Source organism: Methylobacterium sp. AC315, from assembly GCF_979253755.1.
The window spans coordinates 13,432-31,812 of sequence record NZ_CEEDEA010000018.1 but is presented as its reverse complement, the minus strand read 5'-3'; the positions used below and the strand labels follow the sequence as shown (position 1 = coordinate 31,812).

14 protein-coding genes are annotated in these 18,381 nt (G+C 67.4%); 4 read left to right on the top strand and 10 right to left on the bottom strand.

Features of this window, described 5'->3' with window-relative positions; translation table 11 throughout:
* The first annotated feature begins 106 nt into the window (after nucleotides 1–106).
* Entirely contained in the window at nucleotides 107–1,492 is a 1,386-nt protein-coding gene (locus tag AC0IY0_RS22740) for a M20/M25/M40 family metallo-hydrolase (RefSeq protein WP_147910570.1), read from the top strand.
* Here AC0IY0_RS22740 and AC0IY0_RS22735 read toward each other — a convergent pair.
* Nucleotides 1,483–2,208 (bottom strand): ParA family protein, encoded by a 726-nt coding sequence (locus tag AC0IY0_RS22735; protein ID WP_147910569.1) that lies wholly within the window; start codon nucleotides 2,206–2,208, stop codon nucleotides 1,483–1,485. The genes AC0IY0_RS22740 and AC0IY0_RS22735 overlap by 10 nt on opposite strands.
* 774 nt (nucleotides 2,209–2,982) lie before the next feature.
* Between AC0IY0_RS22735 and AC0IY0_RS22730 the strand changes: the two genes are divergently transcribed.
* Nucleotides 2,983–4,191 (top strand): SMP-30/gluconolactonase/LRE family protein, encoded by a 1,209-nt coding sequence (locus tag AC0IY0_RS22730; protein ID WP_471765634.1) that lies wholly within the window; start codon nucleotides 2,983–2,985, stop codon nucleotides 4,189–4,191.
* Nucleotides 4,192–4,272: 81 nt separating this feature from the next.
* Complete coding sequence (locus tag AC0IY0_RS22725; RefSeq protein WP_471765633.1) at nucleotides 4,273–4,713, top strand: MEKHLA domain-containing protein; 441 nt, start codon at nucleotides 4,273–4,275, stop codon at nucleotides 4,711–4,713.
* 353 nt (nucleotides 4,714–5,066) lie between these two features.
* On the opposite strand, the gene AC0IY0_RS22720 is transcribed toward AC0IY0_RS22725, so the two are convergent.
* Entirely contained in the window at nucleotides 5,067–5,270 is a 204-nt protein-coding gene (locus tag AC0IY0_RS22720; RefSeq protein WP_471765631.1) for a hypothetical protein, read from the bottom strand.
* A 290-nt stretch (nucleotides 5,271–5,560) separates the two neighbouring features.
* Here AC0IY0_RS22720 and AC0IY0_RS22715 point away from each other — a divergent pair, with 290 nt between their 5' ends.
* Nucleotides 5,561–6,565: an AraC family transcriptional regulator gene (locus AC0IY0_RS22715; RefSeq protein ID WP_471765629.1), complete on the top strand. Its 1,005-nt coding sequence runs from the start codon at nucleotides 5,561–5,563 to the stop codon at nucleotides 6,563–6,565.
* Between the two features lie 738 nt (nucleotides 6,566–7,303).
* Here AC0IY0_RS22715 and AC0IY0_RS22710 read toward each other — a convergent pair.
* The 8 genes from AC0IY0_RS22710 to AC0IY0_RS22675 all read right to left on the bottom strand — a co-directional run bounded on the left by AC0IY0_RS22710 (nucleotide 7,304) and on the right by AC0IY0_RS22675 (nucleotide 18,375).
* Complete coding sequence (locus tag AC0IY0_RS22710; protein ID WP_147910350.1) at nucleotides 7,304–8,284, bottom strand: ABC transporter ATP-binding protein; 981 nt, start codon at nucleotides 8,282–8,284, stop codon at nucleotides 7,304–7,306.
* A complete protein-coding gene (locus AC0IY0_RS22705; protein ID WP_147910351.1) occupies nucleotides 8,281–9,261 on the bottom strand; it encodes an ABC transporter ATP-binding protein in 981 nt (326 codons plus the stop codon). Before AC0IY0_RS22705 ends, AC0IY0_RS22710 begins: the two co-directional genes overlap by 4 nt.
* Entirely contained in the window at nucleotides 9,258–10,229 is a 972-nt protein-coding gene (locus AC0IY0_RS22700; RefSeq protein WP_471765627.1) for an ABC transporter permease, read from the bottom strand. The genes AC0IY0_RS22705 and AC0IY0_RS22700 overlap by 4 nt, the downstream gene beginning before the upstream one ends.
* 7 nt (nucleotides 10,230–10,236) lie before the next feature.
* Nucleotides 10,237–11,217 (bottom strand): ABC transporter permease, encoded by a 981-nt coding sequence (locus tag AC0IY0_RS22695; RefSeq protein ID WP_147910353.1) that lies wholly within the window; start codon nucleotides 11,215–11,217, stop codon nucleotides 10,237–10,239.
* 9 nt (nucleotides 11,218–11,226) lie between these two features.
* The gene (locus AC0IY0_RS22690; protein ID WP_147910354.1) at nucleotides 11,227–12,843 is read right to left on the bottom strand and encodes an ABC transporter substrate-binding protein; all 1,617 of its coding nucleotides are present in this window, start codon (nucleotides 12,841–12,843) and stop codon (nucleotides 11,227–11,229) included.
* A gap of 313 nt (nucleotides 12,844–13,156) precedes the next feature.
* Complete coding sequence (locus tag AC0IY0_RS22685; RefSeq protein WP_471765625.1) at nucleotides 13,157–16,321, bottom strand: multidrug efflux RND transporter permease subunit; 3,165 nt, start codon at nucleotides 16,319–16,321, stop codon at nucleotides 13,157–13,159.
* An 18-nt stretch (nucleotides 16,322–16,339) separates the two neighbouring features.
* Entirely contained in the window at nucleotides 16,340–17,695 is a 1,356-nt protein-coding gene (locus AC0IY0_RS22680) for an efflux RND transporter periplasmic adaptor subunit (RefSeq protein ID WP_471765623.1), read from the bottom strand.
* Between the two features lie 236 nt (nucleotides 17,696–17,931).
* Nucleotides 17,932–18,375, bottom strand: a complete 444-nt coding sequence (locus tag AC0IY0_RS22675) for a hypothetical protein (protein WP_246692930.1) — start codon at nucleotides 18,373–18,375, stop codon at nucleotides 17,932–17,934.
* Nucleotides 18,376–18,381 lie beyond the last annotated feature (6 nt).

Sequence of the window (18,381 nt, the reverse complement as noted above, 5' to 3'; positions counted from 1 at the left end):
CCGCCGACGAACGGTCTCAGTCTCGGGCGATCCAGGCGTTGCGGCGCCCGCCTCGCCTCGGGTAACCCTCGACGGGCAGAGTCCCCGCCGCACCCCGGAGCCCCCGATGGCCGCGCTCGACGCGATCCTCAACGACATCGACACGGACCTGGAGAACGCCCTCGAGCGGCTGTTCGCCTTCCTGCGCATCCCGTCGATCTCGACCGACCCCGCCTATGCCGGCGATTGCCGCGCCGCCGCCGCGTGGCTCGCCCAGGACCTCACGGCGCTCGGCTTCGAGACCTCCGTGGAGGACACCTCGCTGCACCCGGTGGTGCTCGCGACCAAGCCGAAGCCCGGTGCGCCGCACGTGCTGTTCTACGGCCATTACGACGTGCAGCCGGTCGATCCGCTCGACCTGTGGAAGACGCCGCCCTTCGAGCCGCACATCGCGAACGACGGCCAGGGCGGGAAGAAGATCGTCGGGCGCGGCGCCTCCGACGACAAGGGTCAGGTCATGACCTTCGTGGAGGCGTGCCGGGCCTACATCGCCATGAGCGGCGAGCTGCCCTGCGGCGTCACGATCCTGATCGAGGGGGCGGAAGAAAGCGGCTCGCAAGGGCTTCCCGAATGGGTCGCTCAGAATCGCGAGAAGCTCGGCTGCGACGTGGTGCTGGTCTGCGACACCGGCATGTGGGACCGGTCCACGCCGGCGATCACCTCGTCGCTCCGCGGGCTCGCGTATTTCGAGGTGAAGGTCACCTGCGCCGACCGCGACCTGCATTCGGGCTTCTTCGGCGGCGCCGCGCGCAACCCGATCCACGTGCTCGCCAAGATCATCGCGGACCTGCACGATTCCGATGGGCGGGTGACGATCCCGGGCTTCTACGACGGCGTGCACGAGCGGCCGCCCGAGGTGCTGGAGCAGTGGCGCGGCCTCGGCCTGACACCCGAGGCCCTGCTCGGGCCGATCGGCCTGAAGGAGCCGGCCGGGGAGCGCGGGCGGATGCCGATCGAGCTGGTGCAGTCGCGCCCGTCCTGCGACGCCAACGGCATCATCGGCGGTTATACCGGCGAGGGCACCAAGACCGTGATCGCCTCGACCGCCTCGGCCAAGATCTCGTTCCGCCTCGTGGACGACCAGGATCCGAAGGTTCTGGCCGAACGGTTCGAGGCCTTCGTGCGTGCGCGGGTGCCGGCGGACTGCACGGTCGAGGTCATCACCTACAAGGGCTCGCGGGCGATCAGCCTGCCCTTCGACATGCCGCAGCTCGGGGCCGCCAAGGCGGCGCTGGCCGAGGAATGGGGCGTGCCGGCCGTGACCGTGGGGGCCGGCGGCTCGATCCCGATCGTCGGCGACTTCAAGCGGCTGCTCGATCGCGACACGCTGCTGATCGGCTTCGGCCTGGACGACGACCGGATCCACTCGCCCAACGAGAAGTACGACCTGACGAGCTTCCACAAGGGCACGCGCTCCTGGGCGCGGATCCTCGCGGCGCTCGCTCAGGGCTGAGCACGGGGGCCGGGCGCCTGCATCTTGGCGTCGATCCAGGCCCACAGGGCCCGGATCTCCTCGGCGGCGGGGCTCGCGGGGGCGTATTCCGTGACGCCGAGCCCGGTCGCCAGGGCGTCCTGATGGTCGACCCGGTGGATGATGCCGGGCTCGGCCAGCACGCCCAGCGCCCGCAACTGCGCGGCATAGGCGCTGGTGCGGGGCGAGGGCGGCGGCGGGCACTGGTTCAGCACCAGGGCGAACCGGCCGCGCAGGCCGAGCGCCATCAGGGCCTGGAGCGTCGGGCGCGCGGCCACGATGTCGAGGCGCGAGGGCCGCACCGGCATCAGCACGAAATCCGCGCCCTTCAGGGCCGGCGCCAGCCCGGCCGCGCTGCCGGCGGTGTCGAGGACCACGAGGGTGGTGCCCTGCTGGGCGAGGATGTCCAGGATCTCCGGGAGCTGGGCGATCTCCCAGGGCTGGATCCGGTCGACCGCGACGGCGTCGCTGTCGCGCAGCGCTCCCCAGCCGGCCAGCGAGCCCTGCGGATCGAGATCGAGGGCGGTCACGCGCTCGCCCGCCTGCGCCGCCGCGACGGCCAGAGAGGCCGCCAGCGTGGTCTTGCCGGTGCCGCCCTTCTGCACCGCCACCGCGAGGATGCGCGGCTGGGCGCTCCGGCGCGGTGCGGTCTCCGATCCCTGTAGGGAGCCTGGGGAATCGATGACTGTCGGATCCATTCCCGGGGGGTCCATTCCTTGGGGATCCATTCCTTGGGGATCCATTCCTTGGGGATCCATTCCTTGGGGATCCATGCGTCTCCTGCCTGTCGATCTCGGGCCCGGTCCCCGCGACGATCGTCGCAGCGCCGGACGATGGCCGTCCCGACCCGTGTTGCGCGTGAGGCCCCGTCGCGCAGGCCCGGCCCGGCAGGGCACCGCCGCAGCGGCGACCGTACTCCAGCTATCCAGCTATCATGACGTTGAGATCATGAACACCGGAGGTCCGCGGGCGGCTCATCCGGAACAAACCAGAACCTCGGCAGCAGAGCCGAGTTTTCTACGGCTAAACGCAGCCTACGGACTCACTCTGATCTGCGACTACACCGCGTTTCTGACGATATAGTACGCAGAATCTTGGGAAGCGCATGACGGCTTCAGTGCGGTTCATAGCTTAACTGCCGTAGAAGTGTCAATAATTTTATTGATGATCAAGCAAGACACTAAAACCGACTGAAAACAGAAGGCCTCTAGCAATAACAGCGCCGATACCGAAGAGATCGACGAACACGAAATAGTTCCGGCATCATCGGCGCCCGGTCTGCGGGACGAAGTCCAGTACGGCCCCCGCTCCAGCCGCGCCGTCGGCTCCGGATGCCCGCCGGGCCGGGCCCCGGGCGGGATCGCCCGCCCGTCGCGGCGCGTTGGGCCGGTATGCCCGGTCCCGCGGGCCGCGAGGCCGCTGGGTCCGCCGGCCGCGGGACGCCGCCCCGCCAGCCCGCCCCCAGGAACCGCATGTCCCTCGACCGCCGCCGCCTGATCGGATCGGGCCTCGTCGCCCTCGCGGCCGGATCGGCTCAAGCCGCATCGCCCGCTACGCCATCGCCCGCCCCAGCGTCCGCCACGCCACCCGCCGGCCGCGAGCCCCCCACCAGCCGCCCCGCCGGGGTGCTGGAGCTGGCGATGGCGGCCAACGCCCCGTCCACGCCCACCGGCCTGGCGATCGCCCGGGGCGGCCGGATCTTCGTGATGATGCCGCGCTTCACCGGCTCGGAGCCGGTCACCCTCGGCGAGGTGCTCCCCGACGGCTCGGTGAAGCCCTACCCCGACGCGCGGGCCAACAAGCCGGACCCGAAGGACCCGCAGGCGACCCTGTTCCACGTCCCCAACGGGGTGTTCGACCGCAACGATGCGTTCTGGATCCTCGATTCCGGCCTGACCGAGGGCAAGAGCAAGCCGGTGCCGGGGGCCGCCAAGCTCCTCGAGATCGACATCACCCAGGACAAGATCCGCCGGGTGATCCCGCTCGATGCCGGCGTGGTGGCCGAGTCGTCCCTGAACGACCTGCGGGTCGACGTGCGCGACGGCCGGGCGCTCGCCTACATCACCGATCAGGGCCAGGGCGGCCAGGGCGCGATCCTGGCGGTGGACCTCGCCAGCGGGCGGGTGAGCCGGCGCCTGGCCGACCACCCGAGCACGGCCACCCAGGAGGGGCTGGTCAAGTTCGTGGAGCTGCGGCCGGTGATGGAGCAGAAGGGGGATGCCCCGGCCAAAAACCCCACGGGCGGCGCCAACGGCATCGCGATCAGCCCGGACGGCCGCCGCCTGTACTACGCGCCGCTGATGAGCCGGCGCCTCTACGCGGTGGAGACTGCGGCGCTCCTCGACCCGAACGTATCGGACGCGGCCCTGGCCGCCACGGTGCAGGATCTCGGCGAGAAGGGCATGACCGGCGGCCTGACCACCGATTCGCAGGACCGGGTCTATCTCAGCCTGCAGGAGCACAACGCCGTCGGCCGGCGCCTGCCGGACGGCACCGTGGAGGTGCTGGCCGCCGACCCACGCCTGATCTGGGCCGACACGTTCTGGATCACCCCGGACCGGTGGCTCTACATCTCGAGCGCCCAGGTCAACCGCCGGCCGGAATTCAACCGCGGCCAGGACCTGCAGCAGCCGCCCTATGCGATCCTGCGCATGCGCATCGACGCGGACCCGGTCCTGTAGTGGGATTCGGCACACCGCGGCAGGCCCGCCACGCGGTATGCGCCGAATCCTCGATGGCGCATCAGCTTCCGGATTGCCGTGATGGACCTCTCGCTCGATCCCGACTTCTTCGCCGTCCTCACCGGCAGCTACCGGCGGCGCCTCGGCGCGGCCTTGGTGCCGGAGCGGGCGGACGCGGCCTGGCTGTACGAGCAGGCACCCTTCGTGGTGCTGGCCCATGACGGCGGCGCCGACCCGCGCTTCGTCTACGCCAACCGGGCCGCCCAGGCCTGCTTCGGATACCGTCGCGAGGAACTCGTCGGCCTGCCCTCGCGGCTCTCGGCCGAGGCTCCCGAGCGCGCCGAGCGGCAGCGCCTCCTCGACGCCGTCGCCCGGGACGGCTTCACCCGCGGCTACCGCGGCCTGCGCATCGCCAAGGGCGGCCGGCGCTTCTGGATCGAGCAGGCGATCGTCTGGCAGCTCGACCGCGACGGCGTGAGCGTGGGCCAGGCGGCGACGTTTTCGGAATGGCGCGACGCGTGAGGTGGGGTCAGGCGCACCCTCTCGCGGATGGGGGGGTGGGTGACCTTCGACGCGCGCTGGGTTCCGCTTGCGGCCTGCCCCAGCCTCATGATCTGCCGTTAGCGTTTCTCTGAAGCAGCCGCTCGTCAGCCCTCCGGCAACTTCGGCTCGGGGTTGGAGCGGGACTTGGACGCTCGGCGAGAACCGGACACTCCTCCCACGGCCCGAGCCGGTCGCTTCTCGTCCGTCTGGATAAAACAAAAGCACACAGGAACAGGATCGCAATCAGACCCTACAAGAACTCAGCGAATGCTTGATTTGAATAAAATATATACTTCTATTTATTATCTGTATCTTATCATATGTAAAATTAACTAACAAACACTGGGCAGGGCAGGCGAATTATCAAGATCTAAATTTGATTTTGTCATGCGCTCTATTGTTTCCCGAGCAAGAACATAAAGCATCAGACGCGCCAACGCCCGCATTTCGGCCGATCCGGAGGCTAATACTGCCTGACAGGCATTGATACAGAGATCCGATATGACATCAAAATCTTCATCGTCGCTGCCTGTCATTTGAGTACCTTAATGTAAAACTCTCAACTTGTTGAGTTTCAGCAATCAGAGCCGTTTCACAAAGATTATCTTCGCCCACCATTCAAAGCTGCACCGCGTGATCTGCGGCGTTCGATATTGAGAGCGGCCCTTTGAAACCTCTTTAAAATCTATATAAGGGCGGACCTCCCAGATGCCGGATATCGGCAGCTAATGCCGCGATTCGGCAAAAAATAAGACAGACTCCAACACGCCGATCCCCATCGAAGGCTTCACTCTTTTCGACCCACGATGCACCTAGCAGGCAGCCAATGCTCCGCGACGCACTTATCGTAGATGCTCAGGGCAATGCTATCCGCCAGCATCATAAAATATACTCGGAGAGCTGGGAGGAAATCGAAGACTGGTCCAACAAAGTCTATATGCCTTATAGCGTAGTCCCTACAGGAAAAATTGTAGCACCCCGTTCTTTAATGCATTCTGCTCAAGTAGGGCGCATCACTATTACTCGATTTGCTTACGGAATTCCTGTCAATATCACCGGCCATCTGGACAAGATGGCGAACATTATTGTGCTTACGACACTGGAAGGTAAATCACGACATTATATTAATAAATCTGAGTCCGTAGAAATATTTAACAATAATAGTTTCATATTGGATTGCAGTAATGTTGACTATGATTTGGATTTTGACGAAGATCACCTTCAATTGAATATTACCATACCGCCAGATCTGATGGCTCAAGTTTGCCAGGATTGGTTTGGTTTTATCCCGGGCGATACTCTATGGCTTCATAAATGTGCTATTGGCGGCGCCGAGTCCAGTTGGTTGCGCTTAATAGAGTATGTTGTGAGCTGCATTGCGGAAGCACCGAACCAACTTGCTTATGGCCGGGCCGGGCGCCATCTCGAACAGATGATTTGTGTGCACTTGCTAAACGAATGGGCTTCACGTGCCGGATTGAACCTGAACGATCCATCGAACCGTTTGGCGCCGCGCGTTGTCCGTGGGGCAGAGCAATATATGGCCGATCATGCGGCCGAATTGCCGACGATGACGGAAGTCGCCCGTGCGGTCGGATGCAGCCTTCGAACATTGACTGAGGCGTTCCGCCGGTTCCGGGGCTACCCGCCCAGTCAATTTCTCAAAGAACGCCGTTTGCAAGGAACCCGGCGTGATCTTCTGAATGATCAATGCCCCAACGCAGTAGCAGATATAGCCGCAGCCTGGGGATTTATCAGCATGAGTGCATTTGCCAAAATCTACCGCATGCGGTTCCACGAGAAACCATCCGAAACGCTCCGAAAAAGATGAGACTGAATTTTTCCTGTTGTAGGCGGTGATTTCATTTTTTGATATTTGGATAATTCACATGGCTGACTCAGGCAAGGATCATAAAAAAAGAATAGCTTCGTTACATAAAATCGCCAAGTTGCTCAACAAGCCTATAGAAGACCTATATCAGAGCGACAATCTCATTGACCAATTTCGCATCATGATCCAGCTATGGGACGCCCTCCCGTCTGAAAATGATCGTAGTGCGATAATCTGCATTATGGCAGAGCGGATAAAAAGGAATACGTAAATATTCACAAGCCGAAATAGTTGCGGTGCATCGGATGCTATGCAGGCTCAAGCTATCATAGTCGAATAATATCTTATGTTCTCTAGGTGGGGTCACTTGGTCGGCTCGTCACCACGCGGCACGCGGCGCAAACGCGATTTGAGTTCCCAAGTCTGATTTTAGGATGCCGCTGCGGATCATTTGAGGGAACAGAGTAATCGCGAACCGCCATACGTCCCCATTCAAGCGGACGTCCGGTTTCTCCGGGTTAGCTCCCGAAAGCTGACCAGCAGCAAAGCACCCAACCCGAACGTCGGTCCTCGACCAACAAGCTGCCTCTGAGCGGACCGCCCGACTTTCTGCAACGGGTCGTGAGCGGGCTCGGCGACGATGTCCGTTTCCATGCATCGCCGCCCCAAAGCGAAAAGCGAGCAATCCCCCCCGCGGCGAACGGCAGCGCGCATCCGATCCCGCCCGCGCCGGCCCCCTCAGGCCCGCCCCTCCTGCACGGCGTGGCAGGCGACGCCGTCCAGCAGGGCCGGGACCTCGGTGCGGCAGCGGTCGTTGGCGAGCGGGCAGCGGGGGTTGAAGGTGCAGCCGGGGGGCGGGTCGATCGGGTTCGGGATCTCGCCGGAGACCGGCACCCGGGCGCGGCCGACATGGGCGAGGTCGGGCACCGCGTCGAGCAGCATCCGCGTGTACGGGTGGCGGGGCCGCGCGAACAGATCCTTTGCGGCCGCAACCTCGACCAGGCGGCCGAGATACATCACCCCCACCCGGGTCGCCATGTGGCGGACCACGGCGAGGTTGTGGGAGATGAACAGGTAGGTCAGCCCGAGCCGGTCCTGCAGGTCGCGCATCAGGTTGAGGATCTGCGCCTGCACCGAGACGTCGAGCGCCGAGGTCGGCTCGTCGCCGACCAGGAACTCCGCCTGGCTGGCGAGCGCCCGGGCGATGGCGACGCGCTGGCGCTGGCCGCCGGAGAATTCGTGCGGGTACTTCTTGGAATCGTCCGGGTGGAGGCCGACCAGGCCGAGCAGCTCGCCGACCCGGGCGCGGATCGCCCCCTCCCCCTGGATCAGGTTGAAGGCGCGGATCGGCTCCGCGATGATCTTGCCCACGCGCCAGCGCGGGTTCATCGACGCGTAGGGGTCCTGGAAGATCATCTGGATGCGCGAGCGCAGCCGCCGCCGCGCCGCCGCCTCCCGGGGATCGGTCATCGAGACCCCGGTGATCCGCACCTCGCCGGCGGAGGGCGGCAGCAGGCCGACCACCATCCGGGCCACGGTCGACTTGCCCGAACCGGATTCGCCGACGATCGCGAAGGTCTCACCCTTGGCGATGGTGAAGCCGACCCGGTCCACCGCCGTGAGGAACCGGCGGGGCTCGCGCTCGATCACCCGGTTCAGCCAGGGTTTCGAGACATCGAACAGGCGGCGCAGGTCGGTGACCTCGACATAGGCGCTCACGCCGCCTTCTCCGTGACGTCGTACAGGTGGCAGGCGACGCGGCTTTCGCCCACCAGGATCGGCTCCGGCCGCTCGACGCGGCAGCGGGCAAACACCTTCGGGCAGCGCGGGTTGAAGGCGCAGCCCTGCGGGATGGCGGTGAGCCGCGGCATCGAGCCGGGGATCTGGCTGAGCCGGTCGGCCTCCTGCGACAGGGTCGGGATCGCCCCCATCAGGCCGACCGCGTAGGGGTGGTGCGGCTTTGCGATCACGGAGGCGACCGGGCCGATCTCGGCGACCCGCCCGGCATACATCACTGCGACCCGGTCGGCGGCCTCGGCGATCACGCCCATGTCGTGGGTCACCAGCATCACCGCGGTGCCGTGCTCGCGGCACAGGCGCTTGAGCAGGGTGATGATCTGCGCCTGGACCGAGACGTCGAGCGCCGTGGTCGGCTCGTCGGCGATGATCAGCTCCGGCTCGGCGGCGAGCGCCAGCGCGATCACCACGCGCTGGCGCATGCCGCCCGAGAATTCGTGCGGATAGCCGTCGATCCGCCGCTCGGGCGCCGGGATGCCGACCTCGGCGAGCAGGTCGATGGCCCGGGTGCGGGCCGCCCGGGCGGAGAGGTCGGTGTGGGCCCGCAGGGTCTCGACGATCTGGTCGCCGACCCGGAACAACGGGTCCAGCGAGGTCAGCGGGTCCTGGAAGATCATGCCGATCCGCTTGCCCCGCACCCGCCGCATCGCCTCGGGGGGCAGGTTGTCGATGCGCGCGCCGCGCAACGTGATCGCGCCGCCGCTGATCCGGCCGGGCCGGTCGATCAGCCCGATCACCGCCGAACCGGTGACCGACTTGCCGGCCCCGGATTCGCCGACGACCCCCAGGATCTCGCCCCGGCCGATGTCGAACGAGACCCGGTCGATGGCGGTGAGCGGCCCGCGCCGCGTGTCGAACGTGACCGTGAGGTCGCGCACGGAGAGGATGGTTTCGGTCATTGCAGCTTCGGATTGAGCGCGTCGCGCAGCCAATCCCCCAGGAGGTTGATGGCGATGACGAGGCCGGCCAGCGCCAGGCCCGGGAAGGCGACGATCCACCATTCGCCGGAGAACAGGAACCGGTTGCCGGTGCGGATCAGGGTGCCGAGCGACGGCATGGTCTCGGGCAGGCCGGTGCCGAGGAACGACAGGGTCGCCTCGGTGATGATCGCCAGCGCCAGGTTGATCGTCGCGATGACGAAGACCGGCCCGGTGACGTTGGGCAGCACGTGGCGGACCAGGATCACCGGGGGCGTCAGGCCGATCAGCCGGGCGGCCTGGACGTAGTCCTTGCCCTTCTCGACCATCACGGAGGAGCGCACCGTGCGGGCGTACTGGACCCAGAACGACAGGCCGATCGAGATCACGATCAGCCCGATCAGCGGCCCGACATCCAGCGCGCCGCCAAAACTCGCCCGGGCGACGCCGTCCACCACCAGGGCGATCAGGATCGCCGGGAAGGTGAGCTGCACGTCGGCGACCCGCATGATCAGCGTGTCGAGGGCGCCGCCCGCATAGCCGGCGACCAAGCCCAGTGCGATGCCGAGCACGCCGGAGGTGATCACCCCGAGCACGCCCACGATCAGCGACAGGCGCAGGCCGTACAGCACCGCCGAGAGCACGTCCCGGCCCTGGTCGTCGGTGCCGAGGTAGAACGGCGCCTGGCCGTCCGCCTGCCAGATCGGCGGCAGGTTGGAGTTGATCAGGTCGAGCTGGGCCGGGTCGTAGGGGTTCTGGGGCGAGATCAGCGGGGCCGCCACCGCGAGCCCGACCATCAGCACCGTGGCGAGCAGCGCCACGATCGCGGTCTTCGAGCGCAGGAAGCTGGCGACCAGGTCGGAATCGCGCCAGCGCGCGAGCCGTCCGGGCGTGGCCGCCGCCAGCGGGACCGGCGGCGCGTTGCCGGCGTCGCTATCACGTCCGCTCATGCCGGCCTCACGCGGTCCGCGCGGACGACAGCCGCAGGCGCGGGTCGACCACGGTGTAGAGGATGTCGACCACGAGATTGATGGTCACGAAGATCAGCGCGACGAGCAGCAGGTAGGCGGACATGATCGGGATATCGACGTTCTGCACGGCCTGGACGAACAGCAGGCCCATGCCGGGCCACTGGAACACCGTCTCGGTGATGATCGAGAAGGCGATGACCGAGCCGAGCTGCAGCCCCGCGATGGTGATCACCGGCACGAGGGTGTTCTTGAGGGCGTGGCGCAGGTGGACCGCCCGGGTGGAGAGGCCCCGGGCGCGGGCGAAGCGGATGTAGTCGGTGCGCAGCACCTCCAGCATCTCGGCGCGCACCAGCCGCATGATCAGCGTCATCTGGAACAGGCCCAGCGTGACGGACGGCAGGATCAGCGCCTTCAGGCCCGACCAGGTGAGGAAGCCGGTGGTCCACCAGCCGAGCCGCACCGTGTCGCCGCGCCCGTAGGAGGGCAGCCAGCCGAGCGTCACCGAGAACAGGTAGATCAGCAGGATGCCGATCAGGAAGGTCGGCAGGCTGATGCCGATCAGCGAGACCGCCTGGAACAGCCCGGCGAGCCAGGAATCCCGGCGCAGCGCGCAGTAGACCCCCATCAGGACGCCGACCACGAGCGCGAACACCGTGGCGCAGAAGGCGAGTTCCAGGGTCGCCGGCATGCGCTCGGCGAGCAGCTGCGAGACCGGCTGGCGGAACTGGTACGAGATCCCGAGCCGGCCCCGGACCACGTCGCCGGCGTAGCGGGCGAACTGCATCAGCACCGGATCGTCGAGGCCGAGGCTCTTGCGGATCTCGGCCCGCTCGGAGGCAGGCGTGTCGGGCCCGACGATCTGGTTCACGGGGTCGCCCGCGAACCGGAACATCGAGAACGCGATGAGCCCGACGACCGCGAGCACCGCGGCCGCCTGGATCACCCGGCGCAGCAGGAAGGCGAGCACGCCCGGGCCCTACTGCGGGTCTTTCGAGACCCAGTAGAGCAGGAGCAGGTTGTCGGCGCGCTGGGTCAGGTGGACCTTCTTGGAGACGCCCCAGGCCAGGGCCTGCTGGTGCAGCGGGATGTAGCCCCAGTCGGCGCTCAGGACGTCGAAGCCCTCCTTGATCAGGGCGTCGCGCTTGGTCTTGTCGGTCTCGCCCTCGACCTTGTCGGCGATCTCATCGATCTTCGGGTCGCAGTAGCCCGCGAGGTTCCAGCTGCCGCGTCCCGACTTGTCGCCGGGCTTCCGGCAGCCGACGATCTCGTAGAGGATGTTGTGGCTGTCGAGCGACGACGGCGTCCAGCCGAGCAGGTAGAACGAGGTGTCGAAATTCGGGGCCAGCACCTTGGCGAAGTACTTCGCCTTCGGCTGAGCGTTCAGGTTCACCTTGACGTTGATGCGGGCGAGCATCGAGACCACCGCCTGGCAGATCGCCTCGTCGTTGACGTAGCGATCGTTGGGGCAATCCATGGTCAGCGAGAACCCGTCCGGGTAGCCGGCCTGGGCCATCAGCTCCTTGGCCTTCTTGAGGTCGGTGGCCGGGCGCTTGAACTCGGCCCCGCGGTCGTAGAGGCTCGGAGCGATCATCAGGGCGGAGGGCACGGCCTGCCCGCGCATCACGCGCTTGGCGATCGTCTCCTCGTCGATGGCGAGGTAGAACGCCTCACGCACCTTGATGTCCTTGAACGGGTTCTTGCCCTTGACGCTCGAATCCTTGAGCTCGTCCCGGTCCTGATCCATGCCGAGGAAGATCGTGCGCAGCTCGGGGCCCGCCATCACGATGGCGGTGCCGCTGGCGTTCACCCGCTGCTGATCCTGCAACGGCACCGGGTCGATCCAATCGACCTCGCCCGAGAGCAGAGCGGCGACGCGGGTCGCCGGGTTGGCGATCGTGGTCAGCACCGCCTCGTCGAGGTTCGACTCGACCTTGCCCCAGTAGCCGGGAAACTTCTTGAACACCGTCTTCACGCCGGGCTGGTGCTCGGCGATCACGAACGGGCCGGTGCCGTTCTCGTGCAGGGTGGCGTAGCTCGGGCTGGTGGCGTTGGCCGGGGTCGGCTGGGCGGCGCCGTTCTTCTCCGACCAGCTCTTCGACATGATCAGCCAGGTCGGGAACTGGGCGAGCGCGATGGGGTTCGGCTTCTTCAGCACCATGTCGACGGTGTGGTCGTCGACCTTCACGAACTCGGCGTCGGCCGGGACGTTCGTGGTGAAGTTCGAGCCCGAGGCCCGGACGCGCTGGGCGGAGAAGAGCACGTCGTCGGCGGTGAACGGCGAGCCGTCGTGGAACGTGACGTTCTTGCGCAGGTGGAAGCGCCAGCGGGTCGGCTCCGGCGTCTCCCACGATTCGGCCAGTCCGGGGGCGAATTTAAGGTTCTTGTCGAGGGTGACCAGCGACTCGTAGGCCGCCTGCTGCATGCCCTCGGTGAAGCTCTCCTTGAGGGAGTAGGGATCCAGCGACTTGAGATCGCCCTGGAACGCGAAGCGGAACACGTTGGCGGCCTGCGCGGGCAGCGCCGCCAGCGCGAAGGTCGCGACCGCGCCTGCGGCCACGCCGCGGGCGAGGATCTTCAGGGTCGAACGGGACAAGCGGATCTCCGAAACCGTGGAAGTTGATGGCAGGCCGCCACCACCAGCGCAGGGGTTGAGCCTAGGCCGAGAGAAGCGCGCGGGCAAACCGCGCCGGCCACACACCCACAGCAAGGTTCGGACCATCCGCATACAAAATGCAGGGTGATGGTCGACGGTGTTCAGACATCGACGGGTGCAAGCCGACGGCTGCGCGCGTCAGGTGTCGGTGATCCGTGGCTCGCGGGAGGGCCGATCCGGAGGTGACATGCGCCGGCCCTCCCCTGCGGAGGGGAGGGAAAACGCGTCGCGGTTCAGGCGCCCGATCCCGCCCCTACTCGGCCGCCGCCGCGTGGTGGGGCCGCTGCGCCGCCGCCTCGCCCGCGCCCCGCTCGCCGTCGGCCACGGCCTTGCGCCGGAACAGGCGCATCACCACCACGAAGAACACCGGCACGAAGAACACCGCCAGCACGGTCGCGGTGATCATGCCGCCCATCACGCCGGTGCCGATCGCCTGCTGGCTCTTCGAGGCGGCGCCGGTGGCGATGGCCAGCGGCACTACGCCGAAGATGAAGGCGAGCGAGGTCATCACGATCGGCCGGAACCGGAGCGTCGAGGCCTCGATGGCGGACTGGATCACCGAGGTTCCGGGCTTCCAGAGGTCCTTGGCGAACTCCACGATCAGGATCGCGTTCTTGGCCGAGAGGCCGATGATCGTGATCAGGCCGATCTTGAAGTACACGTCGTTGGGCATGCCGCGCAGGTAGACGGCCGCCACCGCGCCGATCACGCCGAGCGGGATCACCAGCAGCACCGAGACCGGGATCGCCCAGCTCTCGTAGAGCGCGGCCAGGCACAGGAACACGATCAGCACCGAGAGCGCCAGCAGCAGGCTGGCCTGGCTGCCAGCCTGCTTCTCCTGGAACGACTGGCCGGTCCAGGCATAGCCGAAACCCTTGGGCAGCTGCAGCATCAGCCGCTCCATCTCGTTGATCGCGTCGCCCGAGGTGTAGCCGGGGTTCGGCTCGCCCGTGATGCGGACCGACTGGTAGCCGTTGAAGCCGACGATCTGGCTCGGCCCCATGCCCCATTTCAGCTCCGCGAAGGACGACATCGGCACCATCGTGCCGCCGGCGTTCTTCACCGCGTAGTTGAGGATGTCCGAGGCGTTCATGCGCTGGAGCTGCTCGGCCTGGACGTAGACGCGCTGCATCTTGCCCCGGTTGGGGAAGTCGTTGGTGTAGACCGAGCCGAGGTTGAGCTGGATCGTGGCGTTGATGTCCTCGAACTTGACGCCGAGCGCCGCCGCCTTCTCGCGGTCGACGATCAGCTCCGCCTGCGGGGTCGGCGGCAGACCCTCGATCTTCACCTTCTGCAGGATCGGGCTGCCTTGGGCGAGCTTGAGCAGCTGGTCCTGGGCCGAGAGCAGGGCCGCGTAGCCGCGGTTCGCCCGGTCCTGGAGGCGGAACGAGAAGCCGGCGGCATTGCCGAGGTTGTCCACCGGGGGCGGCTCCTGGGCGTCCACGGTGGCGTCGCGGTAGTTCGCCAGCGCCGCGTTGGTCCCGGCCACCAGGGCGGCGGCCGAGTTCTTCGCGTCGCGCTCGCTCCAGGGCTTCAGGGTCACGAAGGCCTGGCTGGTGCTCGGGGCCTGGCCCGAGAACGAAAAGCCGTTGAGCATGGTCACGGTGGCGACGCCGGGTTGCGCCAGCAGGTGCTCCTCGACCCGGCGGTTGGCCTCCTGGGTGCGGTTGTAGGAGGCGCCGGGGGGCGTCTGGATGTCCACCGTGAAGAAGCCCTGGTCCTCCACCGGCAGGAAGCCCTCCGGCAGGTTGACGAAGGCGTAGGCCGTGCCTGCCACCAGGGCGAGGTAGACCAGCATCACCCGGCCGGACTTGCGGATGAGGCCCGCCACGCCGCGGCCGTAGCGGGCGGTCTCGCGGTCGACGAAGCGGTTGAACATCCCGAACACGCCGCCCTTGGCGTGGCCGTGGCCCTTGACCACCGGCTTCAGGAAGGTCGCGCACAAGGCCGGCGTCAGCGACAGGGCCAGCAGCGCCGAGAACGCGATGGAGGTGACCATGGCGATCGAGAACTGCCGGTAGATGATGCCCACCGAGCCGGGGAAGAACGCCATCGGGATGAACACGGCCATCAGCACCAGGGTGATGCCGATGATCGCCCCGGTGATCTGCTCCATGGCCTTCTTGGTGGCCTCCTTGGGGGGCAGGCCCTCCTCGTTCATGATCCGCTCGACGTTCTCCACCACCACGATGGCGTCGTCGACCAGGATGCCGATGGCCAGCACCATGCCGAACATGGTGAGCACGTTCACCGAGAAGCCGGAGATCCACATCACCGTGACCGTGCCCATGAGGGCGATCGGCACCACGATGGTGGGGATCAGGGTGTAGCGGATGTTCTGCAGGAACAGGAACATCACCAGGAAGACCAGCACCACCGCCTCGACCAGGGTGTGCAGCACCTTCTCGATCGAGGCCTCGACCGCCGGGGTGATGTCGTACGGGATGTCCCACTTCAGGTCCGGCGGGAAGAACTGCGACAGCTCCACCATCTTGGCGCGGATCGCCTTGGCGGTCTCCAGCGCGTTGCCGTCGGGGGCCAGCGTCACCGAGATGCCGGCGGCCGGGCCGCCGTTGAGCCGGGTCGAGAACTGGTAGGCGTCGCCGCCGAGCTCGATCCGGGCGACGTCGCGCAGGCGCACGTTCGAGCCGTCCGAGTTGGCCCGCAGCACGATCGCGCCGAAATCCTCGATGGTGCCGAGCTGGCCCTTCACGATGATCGGCACCGTGACCGCCTGCTTGGTCGGGCTCGGCTGGGCGCCGACCGAGCCGGAGGCGACCTGGATGTTCTGGTTGCGGATCGCCTCGGTCACGTCCTCGGCGCTCAGCGACAGGCCGCGCAGCTTGTCCGGATCGACCCAGACCCGGAGCGAGCGCTCGGTGGAGTAGAGCGTGGCGCGCCCGACCCCGGGAATGCGCCGGATCTCGTTGATGACGTTGCGGATCAGGAAGTCGCCGAGGCCCACCTCGTCCATCGACCCGTCCTTGGAGATCAGGGTGATGATGTTGAGGGTCGCAGCCGAGGCCTCCTCCACCAGGATGCCCTGCTGGCGGACTTCCGCCGGCAGGCGGGCCTCCACGCGCTTCAACCGGTTCTGCACCTCCACGGAGGCGAGCGCCGGGTCGGTGCCGGGCAGGAAGGTCGCGGTGATGTTGACCGAGCCGAACGAGTCGGTGGTCGACTCGAAGTTCATGATGTCGGCCGCGCCGTTCAGCTCATCCTCGATGAGCCGGGTCGTGCCGACGTAGAGGCTGTCCACCGAGGCGCCGGGATAGGCCGTGGACAGGGCGATCTGCGGCGGGGCGATCACCGGGTACTGCGCGATCGGCAGGTTCGGGATCGCCAGGGCGCCGCCCAGGCAGATGAACAGGGCCACCACCCAGGCGAAGACCGGGCGGTCGATGAAGAAGCGTGCCATGGTCGAGGTCTCCCGGGCTCAGTGGCGGTTGACCGCGGCCGCGCGCGGGGCGACCTGCGCCTTATCCCCGGGCTTCTGGTCGCCAAGCTTCTGGTCACTTGGCTTCTGGTCACTTGATTTCTGATCACTTGGCTTCTGGTCGCCGGCCGCGTCGGGGGCTTCGTCGGCGTCGTGCTTCGGGCTCTCCTCGCCGTGGAGCGGGGTCTGGTCCAGGGGCTTCACCTTCACGCCCGCGGTGATCTTCTGGACGCCGTCGACGATCACCCGCTCGCCGGCCTTGAGCCCGTCCCGGATCAGCCAGTTCTGCCCGACCACCGGCCCGACCTCGACCGGCTGGCGCATCACCGTGTCGTCGGCCCGGACCAGCCAGACCTCGGCGCGGCCGTCCTCGGTGCGCTGGATGGCCTGCTGGGGCACCGCGATGGCGTCGGAATCGATGCCCTGCTTGATCCGGGCGCGGACGTACATGCCCGGGAACAGCTCGTCGTGCGGGTTGGGGAACTGCACCCGCAGGGTCACCTGGCCGGTGCTCGGATCGGCGGTGACGTCCGAGAACAGCAGGCGGCCGGCCAGCGGGTAGAGGGAGTTGTCGTCCATGATCAGGTGGACGTTGGCGGTGTTGTCCTCCAGCCGGGCGAGCTCGCCGCTGGCCAGATCCCGGCGCAGGCGGTTCAGTTCGCCCACCGACTGGGTGATGTCGACGTAGATCGGGTCGAGCTGCTGGATCGTGGCGAGCGCTCCCGTCGAGCCCGGCTCGATCAGGGTCCCCTCGGTGAGCAGCGCCCGGCCGATCCGGCCGGTGATCGGCGCGCGCACGTCGGTCCAGCCCAGGTTGAGCTGCGCCCGGTCCCGGGCCGCCTTGGCGCCGGCGACCTCGGCTTCCGCCTGCTTCTTGCCCGCGAAGGCGGCGTCGTACTGCGCCTGGCTGGCGGTGGCCCGGGTCAGCAGGGTCTCGAGCCGGTCGGCCTGCTGCCGGGCCAGCACCAGGGCGGCCTCGTGGCGGGCCAGCACGGCCTCCGCGCTCGCCAGCTCGACCTCGAACGGGGCCGGGTCGATCTTGTAGAGGATGTCGCCTTCCTTGACCTGGCTGCCCTGCTCGAACAGGCGCTTGACCACGAGGCCGGAGACCCGCGACCGGACCTCGGCGATCCGCATCGGCGCCACCCGCCCGGGCAGGTCGCGCAGGTAGGGGATCGCCTGCGGGGTCACCGTGACGAAGCCGACCTCCGGCACCGGCGGGGTCGGCGCGGCCACCTGCCTCGGGTTGCAGGCCGCGAGGCCGAGCGCCAGCAGGGCGGACGCCCCCAGGACGGTCACGCGCGGCGTGGCGCGCCGGACGGGGGACGGGAATTGGGCGGACGAAGTGCGGGTCACGGGTTCCGACGCTCCTGGAATAACATGCGTCTGCAGAGGCCGGCGCGGCGCTGAAAGGGCCGCGCCTCGTCGAGGCGGATCGCGCATTCCCCCGAAAGGGGTTTTCCGGCTTCCGGACGGACGATGCTGCACGATCGAGAGTTTGGCCCGCCACGCCGGATCCGGGATCCGGCACGAGGGCCTCGCGCCGCTAGGGCGCAGATCGGGCGCCTGGCCGGCGGAACCGGCGGCGCGGATCAGGCCGCCCGGGGCGGCCGGTGCAGGGCTTCGTCCGGTCCGGACGCCGGCGCGACGGCCGGGGCATAACCGTAGGATGCGGCGGAGACGTGACGCGGCCGGGGCGCTTCCACGGGGCGGCGCGGGAGCCCGAGTTCGCCGACGACCTCGAGATCGGCCGGACACAGGTCGGTGCCGTCGAACAGCGCCCGGCGGGCCTCGGAGCCGGCCTTACGCGTCTCGATCTTGCGCGTCTCCACCCCGCGCGCATCCGACAGCACGGCCACGGCCTGGCTCGTCACCCAGCAGGCCGGGCCCGCCACGGGGGCGGCCCGGGCCGGCCGGGGCGCGGCCATCAGCGCAGCCGCCGCGACGACGAGCATCGCCAGCACGGCGAGGCTCCGGACGAGGCGGTCCGGCGGGCCCGCGACGCGGCGGGCCAGAAGGGCGACGGATCGGATCACGGTCCC